14 protein-coding genes are annotated in these 19,214 nt (G+C 74.3%); 7 read left to right on the top strand and 7 right to left on the bottom strand.

Translation table 11 applies throughout. The features are described 5' to 3' along the window. Position 1 precedes the first annotated feature (1 nt). From sucC to ACZ407_RS08045, 4 genes are all read right to left on the bottom strand, one after another. Positions 2–1,180 carry an ADP-forming succinate--CoA ligase subunit beta gene (sucC, locus tag ACZ407_RS08060; protein WP_468126430.1) on the bottom strand — a complete coding sequence of 393 codons (1,179 nt, stop codon included), beginning with the start codon at positions 1,178–1,180 and terminating at the stop codon, positions 2–4. Between the two features lie 333 nt (positions 1,181–1,513). Then, positions 1,514–2,734, bottom strand: coding sequence for a VWA domain-containing protein (locus ACZ407_RS08055; RefSeq protein ID WP_468126578.1), 1,221 nt, complete (start codon positions 2,732–2,734; stop codon positions 1,514–1,516). 329 nt (positions 2,735–3,063) lie between these two features. Beyond that, on the bottom strand, positions 3,064–5,475 hold the full coding sequence (locus tag ACZ407_RS08050) for a DUF5682 family protein (RefSeq protein ID WP_468126428.1): 2,412 nt from the start codon (positions 5,473–5,475) through the stop codon (positions 3,064–3,066). Further along, positions 5,472–6,578 (bottom strand): ATP-binding protein, encoded by a 1,107-nt coding sequence (locus ACZ407_RS08045; RefSeq protein ID WP_468126426.1) that lies wholly within the window; start codon positions 6,576–6,578, stop codon positions 5,472–5,474. The genes ACZ407_RS08050 and ACZ407_RS08045 overlap by 4 nt, the downstream gene beginning before the upstream one ends. Before the next feature lie 158 nt (positions 6,579–6,736). Here ACZ407_RS08045 and ACZ407_RS08040 point away from each other — a divergent pair, with 158 nt between their 5' ends. Both ACZ407_RS08040 and ACZ407_RS08035 read left to right on the top strand, forming a co-directional pair. Then, entirely contained in the window at positions 6,737–8,086 is a 1,350-nt protein-coding gene (locus tag ACZ407_RS08040; RefSeq protein WP_468126424.1) for an SWIM zinc finger family protein, read from the top strand. Positions 8,087–8,556: 470 nt separating this feature from the next. Continuing rightward, on the top strand, positions 8,557–10,191 hold the full coding sequence (locus ACZ407_RS08035) for a DUF5691 domain-containing protein (protein ID WP_468126422.1): 1,635 nt from the start codon (positions 8,557–8,559) through the stop codon (positions 10,189–10,191). A 256-nt stretch (positions 10,192–10,447) separates the two neighbouring features. On the opposite strand, the gene ACZ407_RS08030 is transcribed toward ACZ407_RS08035, so the two are convergent. Beyond that, on the bottom strand, positions 10,448–10,861 hold the full coding sequence (locus ACZ407_RS08030) for a cobalamin B12-binding domain-containing protein (protein ID WP_468126420.1): 414 nt from the start codon (positions 10,859–10,861) through the stop codon (positions 10,448–10,450). Positions 10,862–11,088: 227 nt separating this feature from the next. Between ACZ407_RS08030 and ACZ407_RS08025 the strand changes: the two genes are divergently transcribed. Next, on the top strand, positions 11,089–11,895 hold the full coding sequence (locus ACZ407_RS08025; protein WP_468126418.1) for an esterase/lipase family protein: 807 nt from the start codon (positions 11,089–11,091) through the stop codon (positions 11,893–11,895). Between the two features lie 212 nt (positions 11,896–12,107). After that, the gene (locus ACZ407_RS08020; protein WP_468126416.1) at positions 12,108–13,637 is read left to right on the top strand and encodes a M23 family metallopeptidase; all 1,530 of its coding nucleotides are present in this window, start codon (positions 12,108–12,110) and stop codon (positions 13,635–13,637) included. A gap of 84 nt (positions 13,638–13,721) precedes the next feature. On the opposite strand, the gene pcrA is transcribed toward ACZ407_RS08020, so the two are convergent. Further along, positions 13,722–16,241, bottom strand: a complete 2,520-nt coding sequence (gene pcrA, locus ACZ407_RS08015; RefSeq protein ID WP_468126415.1) for a DNA helicase PcrA — start codon at positions 16,239–16,241, stop codon at positions 13,722–13,724. A gap of 196 nt (positions 16,242–16,437) precedes the next feature. On the opposite strand from pcrA, the gene ACZ407_RS08010 reads away from it, so the two are divergent. Together ACZ407_RS08010 and ACZ407_RS08005 are read left to right on the top strand one after the other, a co-directional pair. Then, positions 16,438–16,995 (top strand): coiled-coil domain-containing protein, encoded by a 558-nt coding sequence (locus ACZ407_RS08010; protein WP_468126413.1) that lies wholly within the window; start codon positions 16,438–16,440, stop codon positions 16,993–16,995. Next, the gene (locus ACZ407_RS08005) at positions 16,996–17,511 is read left to right on the top strand and encodes a C40 family peptidase (RefSeq protein ID WP_468126411.1); all 516 of its coding nucleotides are present in this window, start codon (positions 16,996–16,998) and stop codon (positions 17,509–17,511) included. It begins immediately after the preceding gene. 81 nt (positions 17,512–17,592) lie between these two features. Here the strand turns inward: ACZ407_RS08005 and ACZ407_RS08000 are convergent, their stop codons facing one another. Beyond that, complete coding sequence (locus ACZ407_RS08000; protein ID WP_468126409.1) at positions 17,593–17,946, bottom strand: hypothetical protein; 354 nt, start codon at positions 17,944–17,946, stop codon at positions 17,593–17,595. 141 nt (positions 17,947–18,087) lie between these two features. Between ACZ407_RS08000 and ACZ407_RS07995 the strand changes: the two genes are divergently transcribed. Continuing rightward, complete coding sequence (locus ACZ407_RS07995) at positions 18,088–19,182, top strand: C40 family peptidase (protein WP_468126407.1); 1,095 nt, start codon at positions 18,088–18,090, stop codon at positions 19,180–19,182. The last annotated feature ends 32 nt before the right edge of the window (positions 19,183–19,214 follow it).

The following is a 19,214-nucleotide window of genomic DNA, read 5'->3' as shown; positions in this document are numbered from 1 at the left end:
TTTACTTCGCAGCCGCGAGCTCGGCGGCCTTGTCGGCCGCACCGTCCATGGTGTCCACGCGCTGGACCAGCGGGTGGTTGGCGTCCGACAGGATCTTGCGACCCAGCTCCGCGTTGTTGCCGTCGAGACGGACGACCAGCGGCTTGGTGACCGCCTCGCCCTTCTTCTCGAGCAGCTCAAGGGCCTGGACGATGCCCTTGGCGACCTCGTCGCACGCGGTGATGCCACCGAAGACGTTGACGAAGACGGACTTGACGTCGGTGTCGCCGAGGATGATCTCGAGACCGTTCGCCATGACCTCGGCGGAGGCGCCGCCGCCGATGTCGAGGAAGTTGGCGGGCTTGACGCCACCGTGGTTCTCACCGGCGTACGCGACCACGTCGAGGGTGCTCATGACGAGACCCGCGCCGTTGCCGATGATGCCGACCTCGCCCTCGAGCTTGACGTAGTTCAGGCCCTTGGCCTTGGCCGCCGCCTCGAGCGGGTTGGCCGCGGCGTGGTCCACGAACTCCTCGTGGCCCGGCTGGCGGAACTCGGCGTTCTCGTCCAGGGAGACCTTGCCGTCGAGGGCGATGACCTCGCCGGACGCGACCTTGGCGAGCGGGTTGACCTCGACGAGGAGCGCGTCCTCGGCGATGAAGGTGGACCACAGGGTCACGAGGACCTCGGCGACCTTCTCGGCGACCTCGGCCGGGAACTTCGCCAGGGCGACGATCTCGCGGGCCTTCTCGATGGTCACGCCCTCGTTGGCGTTCACCGGGACCTTGGCGAGCTTCTCCGGGGTCTCCTCGGCGACCTGCTCGATGTCCATGCCGCCCGCGACCGAGGCCATGGCCAGGAAGGTGCGGTTGGTGCGGTCGAGGAGGTAGGAGACGTAGTACTCCTCCACGATCTCCGGCGCGGTCTCGGCGATCATCACCTTGTGGACCGTGTGGCCCTTGATGTCCATGCCGAGGATGTCCGTCGCGCGGGCGACGGCCTCGTCCGGGGTGGCGGCGAGCTTGACGCCGCCGGCCTTGCCTCGGCCTCCGACCTTCACCTGCGCCTTGACGACCGACTTGCCGCCCAGCCGCTCGGTGGCCTCGCGAGCCGCCTCAGGCGTGTCGATCACTTCACCGGCCAGCACCGGTACACCGTGCTTGGCGAAGAGGTCCCTCGCCTGGTACTCGAACAGGTCCACGCGCGTCCGTCCCTTGTCTTAAAGATTCGCAGTGTTCGCGGTTGTCTGCGTGGGCGTGCCGCGGAGGGCAACGTGACGGCGCTGTCACAGGGGATGCGCACACGGTGACCGTGGACGCGGCATGTCCGTCCGGCAGGTTATCCCCGGAGGACGTAGGACCCTAAATCACAGATCACACCCGCGCGGTGATTCCCCTCACAGATCGCCTCACGGGTGAACTGCAAGTTCGTGCGATCGGACCATTCCCAGGGCCTCGGCGGACGCCCTCGCGCAACCGGCCGCCCAACCCCCGTCCCGGGCCTGAGCTGCGGATACGTGTAGGACGCAGGCAGTTCACGGGACCGGCAGCGGGCGCTTCTCGATCGCGGCGGCCATCACCTCCGGGAACAGGTCCGGGGTGCAGGCGAAGGCCGGGGCGCCGAGCGCGGCCAGAGCGGCGGCGTGCTCGCGGTCGTAGGCCGGGGCCCCCTCGTCGGACAGCGCGAGCAGGGCCACGAACTGCACCCCGGCGGCCTTCATCGCCGCCACCCGCCTGAGCATCTCCTCCCGGATGCCGCCCTCGTAGAGGTCGCTGATCAGCACGACGACCGTGTCCGCGGGACGGGTGATCTTCGACTGGCAGTAGGCCAGTGCCCGGTTGATGTCCGTGCCCCCGCCGAGCTGGGTGCCGAACAGCACGTCCACCGGATCGTCGAGCCGGTCGGTCAGATCGACCACCGCGGTGTCGAAGACCACCAGCCGGGTGGCTATGGACCGCATGGAGGCGAGCACCGCGCCGAACACCGACGCGTAGACCACCGAGGCGGCCATCGAACCCGACTGGTCGATGCAGAGCACCACCTCCTTCTTCACGGACCGGTCGGCGCGGCCGTAGCCGACGAGCCGCTCGGGCACGACCGTGCGGTACTCGGTCAGGTAGTTCTTGAGGTTCGCCCGGATGGTGCGGTCCCAGTCGATGTCCCGGTGGCGCGGCCGGCTGATCCGGGCGGAACGGTCGAGCGCGCCGGTGAGTGCGGCGCGCGTGCGGGTCGCGAGCTTGCTCTCCAGTTGCTCGACCACCTTGCGCACCACGGCCCGCGCGGTCTCCTTCGTCGTCTCGGGCATCGCCTTGTGGAGCGAGAGCAGGGTGCCGACCAGGTGCACGTCCGCCTCGACCGCCTCCAGCATCTCGGGCTCCAGCAGCAGCGAGGAGAGCCCGAGCCGATCGATCGCGTCCCGCTGCATCACCTGCACGACCGGGCTCGGGAAGTACGTACGGATGTCCCCCAGCCAGCGGGCCACCGAGGGCGCGGACGAACCGAGACCCGCCGACCGCTCCCCCGCCCGCCGCCGTCCCCCGGCCGTCCGGCCCGACCCGTAGAGCGCGGTGAGCGCCGCGTCCATGGCCGCGTCCCGCCCGCCCGGCTCATACCCGGTCCCCTCCCCGCCCTCGCCCCCCAACACCAACCGCCACCGCCGCAACCGCTCCTCCCCGCCCGCAGCCCCACCCGCACCGCCGGCCCCTGCCACCCCGACCGAGACCGCCCCTGCCTCCCCCGCCTGGGCCATGCCCATCCCGACCTCTCCCGTGCCGACCGCGCCCGCCCCGGCCTCCCCCGTCCCGAACGCGTCCGCCCCTGCCTCGCCCGGGGCCATGCCCGTCCCGGCCTCCCCCGTGCCGACCGCGCCCGCGCCGGCCGCGCATGTCCCGACCGTGCCCGCGCCGGCCGCGCCCGCCTGGGCCATGCCCATCCCGACGTCCCCCGAGCCGTCCGTGACCGCCGCGACCGCCCTCGACCCGACGGCGCCCGTCACGGCCGTGCCGGTCCCGTCCTCCCCCGTCCGGGCCGTCCCGGCCGTCCCGGCGGCGGCCACCGTGCTGCCGTTCGTTCCCGTCGTCGTGGTCATCCCGCTGCCCCCGCCATGTCCTCGGTCTCCTGTTCCTTCGTCCCCCGTGCATCCGGCGGCGTCGCCGCAGCCGCGCCGACGCGCAGCAGCATTTCCACCAGCGGCACCACGGCATCCGCCCGCGCCGGATCGAGCTCCGGGGCGAAGCCGGCCGGTGCCGAACCGGCCACGGCCGCCGCGGGCCCCGCGCCCGGCCCCCGCCGGACCAGCTCCCCGAGCGTCCGCCGCACCGCCGGCTCGTACGCCCCGAACGTCCTGCGCAGCAGGGGCAGTACGGCGGTGAAGGCGTCGGCGGGCACCCCCGTGAGCCATTCGTCGACCAGCCCCAGCAGCCGGTCGTCGTGCACGAGAAGGGTGCCGCCGCCCGAGCCCCCGCCGACGAAGCCCCCGATCCAGGCGGCGGCATCGGCCGGCGCGGCCGCCCGGGACAGTGCCAGTCCCATCAACCGTGCCGTCTCCTCGGCCGGCAGCTGCCCCTCGTCGAGCAGCAGCCGGGCCGCCCGGCCCCGGATGCCGCCGGGCACGGTGTCCCGGCCGGCCAGCGCCCGCAGCACGGCGGTCCACCGCTCCCGCAGCCCCGGCTGCTCCAGCAGTCCGATCGCAGCGTGCACCGCGTCCACGTGTCCGCGCAGTTCGGCCGCCCCGTCCGCGTCCAGCCCGGCGCAGGCGGGCGGCAGCGCCACGCATATCCGCTCGGCCAGCCCGGCCGCCACCTCCGCCAGCGCCGCGGTGTCGGTGCCGCGTACGTCTCCGTACCGCAGCGCGCGGGCCAGCGCGGGCAGGGCACGGGCCAGCTGGGCCACGTCCGTGCCGAGCGCGGCCCGGTCGGCGAGCACCCGCATCACCACGGGCAGGGCCTCCGAGAGCCCGGCCAGCAGGCACCGCTCGGCCAGTGCGGTCACCTCGCCGAGCTGTCCGGCGGCCTGGGCGTCGGCCTCCGCCCGCGCGGTGGCGGCGCCGAGCACGGTGGTCCCCCACACCGCAGCCTCGGCGACCCGTACCGACAGCTCGGGCTCCCAGCGCAGCCGCCAGGTCTCGCGGAAGGTGCCGGTACTGCCGCGCGAGGCGACCGGCTCCCCCCAGCCCACGCCCAGCAGCCGCAGCCGGTGCAGCAGCAGGCTGCGGGCCGCGTCCGTGTCCTTGCGCAGGTCGAGCTCCAGTTCCCGCTCCGCGGCCTCCGGTTTGAGGCGCAGCGAGCGCTGCTGCCGGCTGAGGTCCCGTTGCAGCGGAACCACCGGCGCGTGCGCGGGCACCTCGCCGAGCTCGTCCCCGACGACCAGCCGGTCCTCGACGAGCGCGAGCGGTATGTCCGAGCCCTCGCACATCACGGCCCGTACCGCGTCCAGGGTTTCGGACAGTCCCGCCAGCGGGCGGCCGCGCATGGCGGCGAGGGTGTCCGCGAGCCGGACCGCCTCGATGACGTGCGCGGAAGAGACCTGGAGGTCCTCCTCCCGCAGCAGCCCGGCGACCCGGGTCAGCCAACGCGCCACCGGCCGGTCGGGCGCGGTGAACAGGTGCCGGTACCAGCCCGGCGAGGCGATCCCCGCCCCGTACCCGGAGGCCCGGGTGAGGCGGCGGTGGGTCCAGGGCACCCAGGCCGTCCCGGTCTTCACCTTGGGCAGTCCGGTGAGCAGGGCCCGGTCGGCGGCGACCGTCGTCTTCAGCCGCAGGGCCGGGACGTGCCAGGCCCCGCACACCACGGCGTACTCGTCCCCGAACTCCCGCCGGGCGGCGCGCATCTTCTGCCGCATGTGGGCCTCGCGCACCAGGTCCCGCCCTGGGCCTGCGGACCCGTGCTCCTCCCGGAGGGCGGCCATGGCCTCCCCGACCGCCTCGAAGGCGGCCAGGGGGTCCCCGCCTGCGCCGCGGTGCTCGACGGCGTCCTCCCACCACCGCTCGGGGTCCTCGTACCCGGCGGCCGCGGCGAGTGCGGCGAGCGGGTCCAGGCGCAGCGCGGCGCCCGCGTCCTCCGCATCCGCGCCCCCGGGCGCTTCCTCCCCCTCGTCCCCGGTCCGCTCTCCGTCGTCTCCGTCGTCTCCACCGGCCCCGTCCGCTCCCCCCGCTCCGGCCGGGGGTTCGGCGGGGCCGGCGGCGAGGGTGTGGGCGGCCGGGAGGTCGATGAAGCGGACCGGTACCTCTTGTGCCAGGGCCCAGCGGATCGCCACCCACTCCGGGGAGAACTCGGCGAGGGGCCAGAACGCGGCCCGTCCCGGGTCGTCGGCGACATGGGCGAGGAGGGCCACCGGCGGCCGCATGCCGGGATCGGCGGCGAGCGGCAGCAGGGCGTCGCCCTCGGGCGGGCCCTCGACGAGGACGGCCCGGGGGCGGGCCGCGTCGAGGGCGGCGCGCACGGCGCGGGCGGATCCCGGGCCGTGGTGGCGGATGCCCAGGAGCAGGGGACCGTTCATACCGTGACCTCCCGGCAGGCGCGGTAGAAGTCCTTCCAGCCCTCGCGCTCGCGCACCACGGCCTCCAGGTACTCCTGCCATACGACGCGGTCGGCCGCCGGGTCGCGGACCACGGCCCCGAGGATGCCGGCCGCCACGTCCGAGGGCCGCAGGACCCCGTCGCCGAAGTGCGCCGCGAGGGCCAGGCCGTTGGTGACCACGGAGATGGCCTCCGCCGTGGACAGGGTGCCGCTCGGGCTCTTCACCTTGGTGCGCCCGTCGGCGGTCACCCCGTCGCGCAGTTCGCGGAAGACGGTGACCACGCGGCGGATCTCGTCGAGCCCCTCGGGGGCGGCGGGCAGGTCCAGCGAGCGTCCTATCTGGTCGACGCGGCGGGCCACGATGTCCACCTCCGCCTCGGGGCTCTCGGGCAGGGGCAGGACCACGGTGTTGAACCGGCGGCGCAGGGCGCTGGACAGCTCGTTGACCCCGCGGTCGCGGTCGTTGGCGGTCGCGATCAGGTTGAACCCGCGGACGGCCTGCACTTCCTCGCCGAGTTCCGGGATGGGCAGGGTCTTCTCCGACAGGACGGTGATCAGGGTGTCCTGGACGTCCGCCGGGATGCGGGTGAGCTCCTCGACCCGGGCGGTCATGCCCTCGGCCATGGCGCGCATGACCGGGCTGGGGACGAGGGCCTCGCGGCTGGGGCCGTGGGCGAGCAGCCGGGCGTAGTTCCACCCGTACCGGATGGCCTCCTCGGGGGTGCCGGCGGTGCCCTGCACCAGCAGGGTGGAGTCGCCGCTCACGGCGGCGGCGAGGTGTTCCGACACCCAGGTCTTGGCGGTGCCGGGGACGCCGAGGAGGAGCAGGGCGCGGTCGGTGGCGAGGGTGGTGACGGCCACCTCCACGATGCGGCGGGGGCCCACGTACTTGGGCGTGATCACCGTGCCGTCCGGCAGGGTGCCGCCCAGCAGGTAGGTGGCGACCGCCCAGGGGGACAGCTTCCAGCGGGCCGGGCGCGGGCGGTCGTCCGCGGCCGCCAGGGCCTTCAGCTCATCGGCGAACGCGTCTTCCGCATGCGGCCTCAGCGCCTCGCCGCCCGTGCCGTTTCCGGACATGGTCATGGGTCCCCCTCCAGATGTCTGCCTCCGCCGCCATCGGGTGCTCCGGCGACGTTTTCCACCGTGCACCACGGCACTGACAACGGGCCGTCAGAATCCCCTGGGCTGGGCGTTGTTGCAGGTCAGAAGCATTGTCAGTGGGGGCCTCTACCTTCGGAGGCATGACTGATCAGGCGGTGCGCTGGACTGCCGAGCAGGTGCTGTCGCTGGCGCCTGACGAAGCGTCGCGCAAGGCGGGGACCAGGCTCGGCAGCGCCGGGCCGTGGTCGGGAGCGGGCTGTTCCGGTTCGGGTGCCGTGTGGGGGCTGTGCAAGGGCAGCGGCAGCCGGCCGTACCAGACGGTGGTGGACCTCTCGGGTCCCGCGTACAAGTGCTCCTGCCCGAGCCGGAAGTTCCCGTGCAAGCACGCGCTGGGGCTGTTGCTGCTCTGGTCTTCGGGCGAGGGGGCGGTGCCCGCGGGGGAGGCACCGGACTGGGCCGGGGGCTGGCTCGGGGAGCGGGTGGCGAAGGCCGCGCGGAAGAAGGAGGGGGGTGCGGGCGCCGGGAAGCCCGTGGACGAGGCGGCGGCCCGGCGGCGGGCGGAGCGGCGGGCCGGCCGGATCGGCGCGGGAGTCTCCGAGTTGGAGCAGCGGCTGGCCGATCTGCTGCGCGGGGGGCTGGCGGGGCAGGAGCAGGCGGGGTACCGGGCCTGGGAGGAGACCGCGGCGCGGATGGTCGATGCGCAGGCGCCCGGGCTGGCCGCGCGGGTACGGGAGTTGGGGACGCTGACGGTGTCGGGGCCCGGCTGGCCGGTGCGGATGCTGGAGGAGTGCGCGCTGCTCCACCTGCTGGACCGGGCGTGGCTGGGGGTGGCGGAGCTGCCGGCTCCGCTGGCCGCGACGGTGCGGACCCGGGTGGGGCTGCCGGGGGCTGCGGACGGGGCGCCGGTACCGGACCGCTGGCTGGTGCTGGCGCAGTACGACACGGTCTCGCCGGACGGGCGGCTGACCACGCGCCGGATCTGGCTCCGGGGGGTGGAGAGCGGCCGCCCGGCACTGGTCCTGGATTTCGGCCCGCCGGGTAGGCCGCCCCAACTGGCCCTTCCGGTGGGGCTCGTGGTGGGGGCGGAGGCCTCCTTCCACACGGGGGCGGTTCCCCTGCGGGCGGAGCTGACCGAGCGGTCCGGCCCGCCGGCCCGGCCGTCGGGGCCGCCGCCGGGGGTGGACACGGGAGCGGCGCTGGACCAGTACGGCGCCGCGCTGAGGCAGGACCCGTGGCTGGATTCCTGGCCGGTGGTCCTGGCGGGGGTGATACCCGTGCCGGCCGAGGACGGCGGCTGGCAACTGGCGGACTCGGACGGCAAGTCCGCCCTGCCGCTGAGCCCGGGCCCGCGTTCCGCGGCCGGACGGTGGCAGCTGGCGGCGCTGTCGGGGGGTGGCCCGCTCACGGTGTTCGGCGAATGCGGCCATGCGGGCTTCACCCCGCTGACGGCCTGGCAGCCGGACTCACCGCAGGCGGTCGTCCTGGGCTGACCGCCCGCCCGAACCGGCCGCATACGACGGCCGGTCACTGGCTGCCCCGGTCCCGCGGAGGGGGCGGGACCGGGGCACACCCGGGCACGAGTGATCCGATACCAGGGAGGGGAGCCGCGATGACGGCGCAAACGGTCAAGACAGCAGAACGGCCAAGCCGGGGCACGGCATCCGCCCACCAGCGGCGAAGCCCGACCGACGCGGACCCCCATCCGCTCGACAGCCGCCCAACCGGCACCGGCCGTCCGACCCCGGCCGGGTGGCCCGTGGGGGCCGGGTGGCCCGCCGCGGCCCGGCCCGCCGGAGCCGAGACGCCGGACGCTGCTGGGGGGACGGCGGGGTGCGCGGCTACGGGCGCCGTCGGAGCCGGGTGGCCGGCTCCCGTCGGGGAACCCGTCGGGGCCGAGGGGCTGGGCGCGGGCGGGAGGTCGGTACGGGGTCCGGGGGCGGTTGCGGCGTTGCGGGAGGCGGTGGCGGTCGGGGGGGCCGCGCGCTCCCCGCGGTCGGGGGCGGCCGGGACGCCTGCGTGCCCCCGGCGGCCGGTCGGGGCCGGGGCGGGGTGGGCGCAGACGGACTGGGAGGGGCTGGTCACCGCTGCGCTGCTCGGGACCGAGCGGCGCGGGGGCGGTGGGCCGGAGGCGCTGCTCGATGCCGCCGCCGTGCACACGGTGCGGCGGCGGGCCGGGCTGCGGCCCGCGGCGGCCGCACCGCTGCCGGAGCCGGCTCCGCAGGACCCGCGCCCGCAGCTGCCGGACGCCGCGCAGCAGCGGCTGGCGCAGCTGCTCGCCGGCCGGGCCGCGGGCAGCCCGGCCGGCCGGGGGGCCGCCCCCGACCTGGCGGAACTGCTGCCGCAGTGGCTGGCCGCCGCCAACTCCCACGGCTACCAGGCCCCGCACGCCCTGCTGCCGGCCCTGCTGGACGCGGCCCGGGCCCGCACCGACCTGCGGCCGCACGCGCTGGAGCTGGCCGGGGTGCGCGGGCTGTGGCTGGCCCGCCTCAATCCGGAATGGCGGTTCGCCCTGCGCAGCGGCAGCGGGGGCACCGCACTGCCGGATCCCGCGGACTCGGAATCCGTAGGCCTGTTGTGGCAGGAGGGGCTGTTCGCCGAGCGGGTGGCCCTGCTCGCCCTGATACGCGGGCACGACCCGGCGGCGGGCCGGGAGCTGCTCGCCGGCACCTGGGGCACCGAACGGGCCGAGGACCGGCTGATGTTCCTCGACTCGCTGCGCCACGGCCTGTCCGACGCGGACGAGCCGTTCCTGGAGGAGGCCCTGTCGGACCGCAGCCGGAACGTCCGGGCCACCGCGGCCGAGCTGCTGTCGGCACTGCCCGGTTCGGCACTGGCCGCACGCATGGCCGAACGCGCCCTCCTGTGCGTGGGACCGGAGGGCGTGGAGGCACCGCGCAGCTGCGACGCGGGCATGCAGCGGGACGGGGTGGTGAAGCGGCCGCCCGCCGGCCGGGGCGAACGGTCCTGGTGGCTGGGGCAGATCGTGGAGGCGGCCCCGCTGTCCTGCTGGAGGGACCGGTTCGGCGGGCTCGGCCCGGCGGAGATCGTGGCCCTTCCGGTGGCCGAGGGCTGGGCCGAGGACCTGCACGCCGCCTGGTGCCGGGCAGCCGTCCGGCAGCGTGACGCGCCGTGGGCGAAGGCCCTGCTCGGATCGGCTTCCGCGCCTCCGGCGGCCGGGCCGGGGACGGCCTCGCTCGCGGAACGCGCGAAGCTGCTGGAGACCCTGCCCGCGGCGGAACGCGCCGAGTGGGTGGCCGAGTTCATCGGGGCGCACGGACTGTCCGAGGCGTTCCAGCTGCTGGGGGTCTGCGCGGTGCCGTGGGCCGCGCCGCTGGGGCGGGCCGTGGTCGACTCGCTCGACCGCGCCCGCGAAGCGGGCAGCTATCCGTGGAGTTTCAGCGGGGTGATGGGCCTGGCCGAACGCTGCCTGGATCCCGCCGAGGCGACCCGTCTGGCCGCGCTCACCGCGTCCTCGGAGGAGCCCCCGGACACCGCCCCCGGCGCCACGGGCTACTGGGCCGAGGCCTTCCACCGCCTGACCGCGACCTTGCGCCTGCGCGCGGCCATGCACAGCGAGCTGATACGTACGCGGTGAGACGGTGAGCTGCGGCGCTCGGCTTGCGCTGCTCCGCCCCGGACCCGGGTCCTCGAACGCCGAACGGGCTCGGTTCCGCCCCGCGGCGTCCGGCCCGCGGGGCCACGCCCAGCGAGCCCCGGCCCGCCGACCGCCCGAGCCCCGGCCCGGCGACCGCCCGGCCGCCGACTCCCGGTCCGGTGCAAGGTCAGCCCCCCGCCGGCGATCGGGGCGGGGGGCTGGGGCGGTGCTCCGAGACCGAGACCGAGGGGGCCGGTTACGCCTCCGCGTGGTGGCGGATGTTCGCCCGGACCCAGTCCACGATGGCCGTGGTCGTCGCGCCGGGCGTGAAGATCTCGGCCACGCCCTTCTCCTTCAGCGGCGCGATGTCCGCCTCGGGGATGATCCCGCCGCCGAAGACCTTGATGTCTTCCGCGTCGCGCTCCTTGAGCAGCTCGATGACCTTCACGAAGAGCGTGTTGTGCGCACCGGAGAGGATCGACAGCCCGATGGCGTCGGCGTCCTCCTGGATCGCCGTGTCCACGATCTGCTCGGGGGTCTGGTGCAGCCCGGTGTAGATGACCTCCATGCCCGCGTCGCGCAGAGCGCGCGCGATCACCTTGGCACCACGGTCGTGGCCGTCGAGACCCGGCTTGGCGACCACCACACGGATCGGACCGGTCACACCCATCACTACCTCCAGGTGAACGAACGTTAAGCACAGCATCCCGCAAGCCGCCGTTTCACGGTGGACGGCATGGGGGAAATCACACCTGACACGTTTTCGTCATTGACAGAGCCGGTCGCAAGGGGAGCCGCGACGAGGTCGCCACGCCACCGTGCCGCCAGCCGCACGGCACGGTGGCGTGGCATACCGGTGACGGTGCTGCCGCCTCCGGAACCGCTGGGGAGGCAGGCATGGGCTTGTCACTGAAAGTGCCCGGGGTGAAGGTACCCGGCGCCTCCGGCCTGTCGGCCGACGCCCTCCGGGCCGGGGTCCTGGAGCTGGTGATCCTGGCCGCGCACCTGCTCGTGTACCCGACCGGCATCCGCTCCGAGCGCCCCGCGAGCGCCCCGCCCGCCGGGGTCCGCCCGCCCGTGCTGCTGCTCCACGGGTTCACGGACAACCGCTCCGTGTTCCTGTTGCTGCGCCCGCTGCTGGCCGAGCACGGCCGGCGCCGGGTGGAGGCGGTCAACTACTCCCCGCTCACCACCGACCTGCGCACCGCGGCCGCCGCCCTGGCCGTCCGGGTCGAGGAGGTCTGCGCCCGCAGCGGGCACGACCGGATCGACCTGGTCGGCCACAGCCTGGGCGGCCTGGTCGCCCGTTATTACGTACAGCGCCTCGGCGGTGACGCACGGGTGCGGACACTGGTCTGTCTCGGCACACCCCACCAGGGCACCAGGGTGGCCCCGCTGATGGATGCGCACCCGCTGGTGCGGCAGATGCGGCCGGATTCCGAGGTGATCCGGGAGCTGCAACGGCCCGCGCCCGGCTGCCGGACCCGGTTCGTGAGCTTCTGGAGCGATCTGGACCAGCTGATGGTCCCGGTGGACACGGCCTGCCTCGACCACCCGGACCTGATCGCCGAGAACGTGCAGGTCACCGGCATCGGCCACCTCGCCCTGCCCGTGCATCCGGCGGTCACCTCCGGCATCCGCCGGGCCCTCGACGGCCCGGCCCTCCGCGCGGTGGCCCCGGCGGACAGCTCCTCCGTAGCCTGACCGTTTTTTCGAACGCCCTTCGAACGCAGCGCCAAGGCTGTCCCTGCAGTCGGCCGAAAGGCGGCCGAATGCCCGGTTCCTGAAGGCACAAAACCCTCCGAAGATTGTCCGCGCCGCGAACCGCCGGGTACAGTCACGCCACTGCTCTCCTCCGGGGAACCTCGAATTCCCCGGCCACCCAGGCCCCCACTGCCGAGGCGAAAGAGAAGTTGGTGAACGACCGCCCCTCGCCGGGCCAGTACCCGGATGCCGGGTATGACGGCCTTTCCACCACCACTTTCGCCGGTGATCCGTACAGCGGGTCGCTCCAGGAGGGCTTCGACACCCAGCACCAGACCCAGGGCTACGGCTACGCGTACGACCCGTACGGCACGTACGCGACGCAGCAGACGTACGACACGGGCACGTACGACTCCTCGGCCTGGAGCTCCGCCTCCCAGGAGGCCTATCTCGCCGCCATTCCGGCCCAGACGGTCCCCGAGGACACCACCGGCCAGTGGGACGCGAGCGCCTGGAACGGCAGCGCCGGCCACACCGCGGGCGGGTTCGGGTACGACCCGGCCGGCCAGGAGTCGGGCCACTGGGCGATGCCCTCCTTCACCACCGGCCCGGAGACCGGCAGTTACGACGCGGCCGCCTGGAACGGCGCCGTCGCCGAGGAGCTCCCCCAGCAGTACGCCCCCTCGACCTACGGCTACGAGGACCTCGCCGCGCCCGAGGCGCAGCTCGACTCCCCGTTCGGCCAGTCCGCGGACCCGTACGAGACCTACGCCGGCCAGGCCGGGTACACCGTGCCCGAACCCGCCGCCGGCTACGCTGAGTACGCCGAGACGCAGACCGAGGGGACGGCCGTCTTCGAGGCCGTCGCCGAGGACGATTCCGCGCCCTTCGAGGAGCCGGCCGCGGCCCCGGCGGCGCACCCGGCGCCCGTCCCCGCGCCCACCGGCTCCCGCGCCGCCCGCCGCAGCGCCCCCGCCGGTTCCGGCGGCGGCCGCGCCGCGAGCCGGCGCCGCAGCCCCGCCAAGCGCTCCGCCCTGCTGACCGTGGCCGTGCCCTCGGCCTGCGTCATGGGTGTCGCGGGCGTGGCGGCCGCCTCCGTCGGCGGTCTCACGGGGGGCCAGCAGCCCGCCGAGGAGACCACCACCCTCGCCGCGCCGGACCCGGCCTCGGTGAAGCCGGTGGCCGCCAACAGCAAGCTCGACACCCAGCTCACCGCGCTCAGCGCCGACGCCGGCGACTTCGCCGACCGCGCCAGCCGCACCCAGGAGCGCATCGACCTGCGCGCCCGCCAGGAGGCCGAGCGCAAGAAGCGCGCGGAGGAGGCGGCCCGCAAGGAGGCCCTGCGCCCCAAGTTCGCGCTGCCCGTGGCGCAGCACGGCCTGAGCGCCGGCTTCGGCCAGTCCGGAGTCAACTGGATGTCCCTGCACACGGGCATCGACTTCCCGGTCTCGTACGGCACGCCCGTGATGGCGGCCACCGACGGCACCGTCCGCACCCAGTGGAACAGCGCCTACGGCAACATGGCCATAGTCACCGCCCCCGACGGCACCGAGACCTGGTACTGCCACCTCAGCAGCACCAAGCTCCGATCCGGATCGGTCAAGGCCGGAGACGTGATCGCGTACTCCGGGAACTCGGGCAACTCCACCGGCCCGCACCTGCACTTCGAGGTCCGGCCCGCGGGCGGCTCGGCGATCAACCCGCTGACCTGGCTGCGCTCCCACGGCCTGGACCCGATGTAGCGGGCAGCAGGCCGCACGGCAGGACGTGCGTACGCGAGAGGGGCCGGGCATGTCGCCCGGCCCCTCTCGCATGTCCGCCCGCCGTCAGAGCTTCTGCACCGGCGCGTACCGCAGCAGCAGCCGCTTGGGCTTGGCGTCGCCGAAGTCGATCGTGGCCTGCGCGTCCGCCCCGGCACCGGTGACCTCCATGACCGTGCCCAACCCGAACTGGTCGTGCGTCACCCGGTCCCCGACCACGAGCGCGACGACCGGCTTGTCCGCGGTCCGCCGCGTGGCGAAGCCCGAGGGGCCCGAGCGGGCGCGCGAGGAGGACAGGCCGCCGGAGAGGAAGGACTCCGGAGAGGTGCCGAACGAGGCCCGGCCGCCCGCGCCGCGCGAGGATCCCGAACCGCGCACCGGACCGGCCGGCTTCTGCGCTCCGGTCCGCTTCCACTGGAGGTACTGCTCGGGGATCTCCTCCAGGAACCGGGAGGGCGGGTTGTACGAGGGGGTGCCCCAGGCGCTGCGCATGGAGGAGCGGGTCAGGTAGAGCCGCTCGCGGGCCCGCGTGATGCCCACGTACGCGAGCCGGCGCTCCTCCTCCAGCTCCTTGGTCTGGCCGAGGGCCCGCATGTGCGGGAAGACCCCGTCCTCCATGCCGGTCACGAAGACCACCGGGAACTCGAGGCCCTTGGCCGTGTGCAGGGTCATCAGGGTGATGACCCCGGAGCCGTCCTCGTCCTCGTCGGGGATCTGGTCGGAGTCCGCGACGAGCGCGACCTTCTCCAGGAACTCGGCGAGCGTGCCGGTGCCCTCGCCCTCCTCGCGTTCCTGCTCGAACTCCAGGGCCACGGCGGCGAGCTCCTGGAGGTTCTCGATGCGGGTCTCGTCCTGCGGGTCGGTGGAGGCCTGGAGTTCGGCCAGGTAGCCGGTGCGCTCCAGCACCGCTTCCAGCACCACGGCGGGACCGGCGCCGGACTCGGCGATCGTGCGCAGCTCCTCCATCAGCGTGTTGAAGCGCTTGACGGCGTTGGTGGAGCGGGCGGCCATGCCGTACGCGTCGTCCACGCGCTTCAGGGCCTGCGGGAAGGTGATCTTCTCGCGCAGCGCCAGGGCGTCGATCATGGCTTCGGCCCGCTCGCCGATGCCGCGCTTGGGCACGTTCAGGATGCGGCGCAGCGGGACGTTGTCCTCCGGGTTCGCGAGGACCCGCAGGTAGGCGAGGACGTCCCGGACCTCCTTGCGCTCGTAGAAGCGGACTCCGCCGACGACCTTGTACGGGAGGCCGACGCGGATGAAGATCTCCTCGAACACGCGGGACTGGGCGTTGGTCCGGTAGAAGACGGCGACGTCGCCGGCCTTCGCCTCGCCCGCGTCGGTGAGCCGGTCGATCTCGTCGGCGACGAACTGCGCCTCGTCGTGCTCGGTGTCCGCGACGTAGCCGGTGATGCCCGCGCCGGTGCCGGCGTCGGTCCACAGGTTCTTGGGGCGGCGGTTCTCGTTGCGCTCGATGACCGCGTTGGCGGCAGAGAGGATGGTCTGCGTGGAGCGGTAGTTCTGCTCCAGCAGGATCGTCGTCGCGTCCGGGTAGTCCTCCTCGAACTGGAGGATGTTGCGGATGGTCGCACCGCGGAAGGCGTAGATGGACTGGTCCGCGTCGCCCACCACGCACAGCTCGGCGGGGGGCAGGTCTTCGTACCCGGCCCCGACCAGTTCGCGTACGAGGGTGTACTGCGCGTGGTTGGTGTCCTGGTACTCGTCCACGAGGACGTGCCGGAAGCGGCGGCGGTAGTGCTCGGCCACGTCCGGGAACGCCTGGAGCAGGTGGACCGTGGTCATGATGATGTCGTCGAAGTCGAGGGCGTTGGCCTCGCGCAGCCGCGACTGGTACATCGCGTACGCCTGGGCGAGCGTCTTCTCGAAGCCTCCCCCAGACTCCGTCTGGGAGGTGCCCCCTGCGGCCTGCGCCGCGAAGGCCTCCTCGTCGATCAGCTCGTTCTTCAGGTTGGAGATCTTGGCGTTGAAGGACTTCGGCGGGAACTTCTTCGGGTCGAGGTCGAGGTCCCGGCAGACCAGGGCCATGAGGCGCTTGGAGTCGGCCGCGTCGTAGATCGAGAACGAGGAGGTGAAGCCGAGCCGCTTCGACTCGCGGCGCAGGATGCGCACGCACGCGCTGTGGAAGGTGGACACCCACATCGCGTTGGCGCGCGGGCCGACCAGGCCTTCGACCCGCTCCTTCATCTCCCCCGCGGCCTTGTTGGTGAAGGTGATCGCGAGGATCTGGCCGGGGTGGACGTTGCGCGCGGCCAGCAGGTGGCCGATGCGGTGGGTGAGCACCCGGGTCTTGCCCGAGCCCGCACCGGCGACGATGAGCAGGGGGGATCCGGCGTGCACGACGGCGGCGCGCTGCTGCTCGTTGAGCCCGTCGAGCAGGGCCGCCGGGTCGATGACCGGCTTCGGGGCGCCGTCGCGGTAGTACGCGTCACCGGTCATGGGCACGTCGAACTTCCCGTCGAACAGGTCGTCCGCGGGCTCTTCGGGGCCGTAGTCCTCCGGGGGCGGCGGGTGCTCCTCGCCGGAGGGGGTGAGGTCCGTCAGGAAGCTGTCGTCAAAGAGGCTGCTCATCGCCTTCCGAGTCTAGAGGCCGGGACCGACACGGCCCGCTCTTCGTCCGGAAAATCACAGCTTCCGCACGACGCTGTGCGCCCGTGCGGCGACCGTGCGCATATGCGCGCGGACCCTTCCCAGCCCTGTGCGGCGGCGCTAGCGTGCTCCGCCGAGCCGACGCGCCTCGGGCCCCCCACGGAAGGAGGTGCCGGCCGTGACCACCCATCGCAGGCCGCGCACCGGGTTGCGCATGAATGCCCAGGCCCTGGGCGTCACCTCGGCGGCGCTCGCATCGGTGAGCCTGCTCGGGGCGCCGGATGCGGTCGCCGTGCCGCGGCCGCGGCCCGCACTGGAGGAGGTGCGGGGGCGGGTGGACGAGCTGTACCGGCAGGCGGGGGCGGCCACCCAGCGCTACGACGCGGCCCGGGAGCGGCAGGCCGCCCAGCAGGCGGCGCTCTCCCGGCTCATGGCGCAGATGGCGCGGACCACGGCGAAACTGAACACGGCCCGGCGGCTGCTGGGCAGCTACGCGGCGGCGCAGTACCGCGCGGGCGGGGCCGTCGGGGACACCGCGGCCCTGCTGCTGTCGGAGGATCCGCAGGCCTTCGCCGTGCAGGGGCACGTACTGGCGCGGCTCGGAGGGCGGCAGCAGGCGGCGCTGGAGGAGCTGCGGTCCCGGCGGGCGGAGGCGGCCCGGACCCGGCGGACGGCGGCGGAGGGGCTGGCGGAGCTGGACGGGACGCGGCGGGAGCTGGGGCGGCGCAAGGCGTAGGTGCAGCGGAAGCTGGCCGAGGCGCGGAGTCTGCTGGCGGGGCTGAGCGCGCGGGAGCGGGAGCGGCTGGCGGAGCTGGAGCGGGCCGACCGGGCCCGCCGGGAGGGGCGGGGAGGCCGGGAGGGGCGGGGGTCCGGACCGGCTCCGGAACGGCCGGCTCCCGGCCGGGCGGCCGCGGCGGCGGTGGCCTTCGCCCGGGCCCAGCTGGGCAAGCCGTACGTGTGGGGGGCGACCGGGCCGAACGCGTACGACTGCTCGGGGCTGACCCAGGCGGCCTGGCACGCGGCCGGGGTCGAGCTGCCGCGGACCACGTGGGAGCAGGTGGAGGCGGGCCCGCGGATCGCGACGGCCGACCTGCTCCCCGGCGACCTCGTGTTCTTCTACGGGGACATCAGCCATGTCGGGCTGTACGTCGGCGGCGGACGCATGATCCATGCCCCGCGGCCGGGGGCGTACGTGCGGGAGGACTCGATCCACTACCAGCCGATGTACGGGCGGGTCCGGCCGGGCGGATAGCGGGGGCCGGGGCGGGGCCGGGGTTCGGGCGGGCCGGGGTTCGGGCGCTCCGGCCCGGCCTGCCGCGTACCTCGGTGGTGCTCAGGTCCAGAGGACGGCGATGAAGATGTTCGCGAGGGTCAGGCCGCCGACGGCGCCGAACAGCCCCTTCGGGACCCGCTCCTCGTCGCGCTTCACGTAGACCAGCGCCAGGATCACGAAGAGGATCGCGAGCTTCACGCCGATCTTGACGTTGTTCACGGCGTCGTCCTGCATCTCGTGGAAGCCCACCAGGGCGACGCCGGTGACCAGCATCGTGAGCGCGCCGTGCAGCATGGCGGGCACGAACCGGGCGGTGCCGGCGCCCATCGCCTTCATCTGCGTGAGGAAACCGCCCAGCAGCGAGGCGATGCCGACGATGTGGAGCCCGACGAAGACCTTGATGAGTACGTCCATGCCGCCGAGCGTAGCCAGCGGGCAGACAGGCACCCGACACCGGCCCTGTCGGGTCACTTCCGATCATCACCTGGAAGCACAAGGGCATTTTCCGGTCATTCCGATATCCGCCCGTTACCTGTCCCCCTAGCGTCCTCCCCCATGAAGCATCGAAAGCCGAGGCAGCGCCCGCTCTCCGGTGGCACGGTCCGCGCCGCGGCCACCACCCTCGCCCTTGCGGGCGCTGCCACCGCCACCGCGTTCGACGGCTCCTCCTCCGCAGAGCCCCGCCTCACCCCGGCCCAGGTCAAGGCCAAGGTGGACCGGCTCTACGAGGAGGCGGAGGCCGCCACCGAGAAGTACAACGGGGCGAAGGAGAAGACCGGCCGGGCGCAGCGGAAGCTGGACGCCCTGCGCGACGAGGCCGCCCGCAAGACCGAGAGGCTCAACACCGCGCGTAGCGCCCTCGGTTCGCTGGCCGCCTCCCAGTACCGCACCGGCAGCCTGGGGCCGGCTGTGCAGCTGGCGATGGCCGACGACCCGCAGGAGTACCTGGAGCGCGCCGCGCTCATGGAGCGGGCGGGCGACCGCAGCGCCGCCGGGATCGCCGCCGTACGGCACCGGCTCGACGAGGTGCGCGCGCTGCGGCGGAAGGCCGACGGGACCCTCGCGGAGCTGCGGGCCCAGCAGGATGCCGCGGCCCGCCACAAGAGCACGGTCGAGGGCAAGCTCAGGGCGGCGAAGGAGCTGCTGGCCAGGCTGACGGCGGAGGAGCGGGCCCGGTACGAGGCCGAGCACGCCGCCGGGGCAGGGGGCAGTGGCGGCGGTCGCGGTACGGCCGGCGGCGGTGCCGGAGCGTCCCGGCCGCGCGGGACCACCCCGCCCGCGGGGCGCCCGGCGGCTCCCGGCTCCCGGGCGGCGCAGGCGGTGGCCTTCGCGTACGGGGCGATCGGCAAGCCGTACGTCTGGGGTGCCACCGGGCCGGGGTCCTTCGACTGCTCCGGGCTGACCCAGGCGGCCTGGCGCTCGGCCGGGGTGTCCCTGCCGCGGACCACGTACACGCAGATCAACGCCGGACAGCGGGTCTCCCGCTCCCAGCTCGCCCCGGGCGACCTGGTGTTCTTCTACTCGGGCATCAGCCACGTCGGCCTGTACATCGGCGGGGGCAGGATGATCCACGCCCCGCGGCCCGGCTCGACGGTGCGCATCGCCCCGATCGACGAGATGCCCTGGGCCGGCGCCACCCGACCCGCCTGAGCCCCGGCACCCCGGCCGGCCCGGAAGTCCCG

Source organism: Streptomyces sp. NPDC030809, assembly GCF_055572195.1.
This window is presented reverse-complemented; position numbering and strand designations above follow the sequence as displayed.

Coding starts and splice junctions, on each gene's coding strand:
- ACZ407_RS08045 (WP_468126426.1), bottom strand. CDS start 6,578: ATGACCATGTCCGGAAACGGCACGGGCGGCGAGGCGCTGAGGCCGCAT.
- ACZ407_RS08025 (WP_468126418.1), top strand. CDS start 11,089: ATGGGCTTGTCACTGAAAGTGCCCGGGGTGAAGGTACCCGGCGCCTCC.
- ACZ407_RS08055 (WP_468126578.1), bottom strand. CDS start 2,734: ATGGGCATGGCCCAGGCGGGGGAGGCAGGGGCGGTCTCGGTCGGGGTG.
- ACZ407_RS08040 (WP_468126424.1), top strand. CDS start 6,737: ATGACTGATCAGGCGGTGCGCTGGACTGCCGAGCAGGTGCTGTCGCTG.
- ACZ407_RS08030 (WP_468126420.1), bottom strand. CDS start 10,861: ATGGGTGTGACCGGTCCGATCCGTGTGGTGGTCGCCAAGCCGGGTCTC.
- ACZ407_RS07995 (WP_468126407.1), top strand. CDS start 18,088: ATGAAGCATCGAAAGCCGAGGCAGCGCCCGCTCTCCGGTGGCACGGTC.
- ACZ407_RS08050 (WP_468126428.1), bottom strand. CDS start 5,475: ATGAACGGTCCCCTGCTCCTGGGCATCCGCCACCACGGCCCGGGATCC.
- pcrA (WP_468126415.1), bottom strand. CDS start 16,241: ATGAGCAGCCTCTTTGACGACAGCTTCCTGACGGACCTCACCCCCTCC.
- ACZ407_RS08000 (WP_468126409.1), bottom strand. CDS start 17,946: ATGGACGTACTCATCAAGGTCTTCGTCGGGCTCCACATCGTCGGCATC.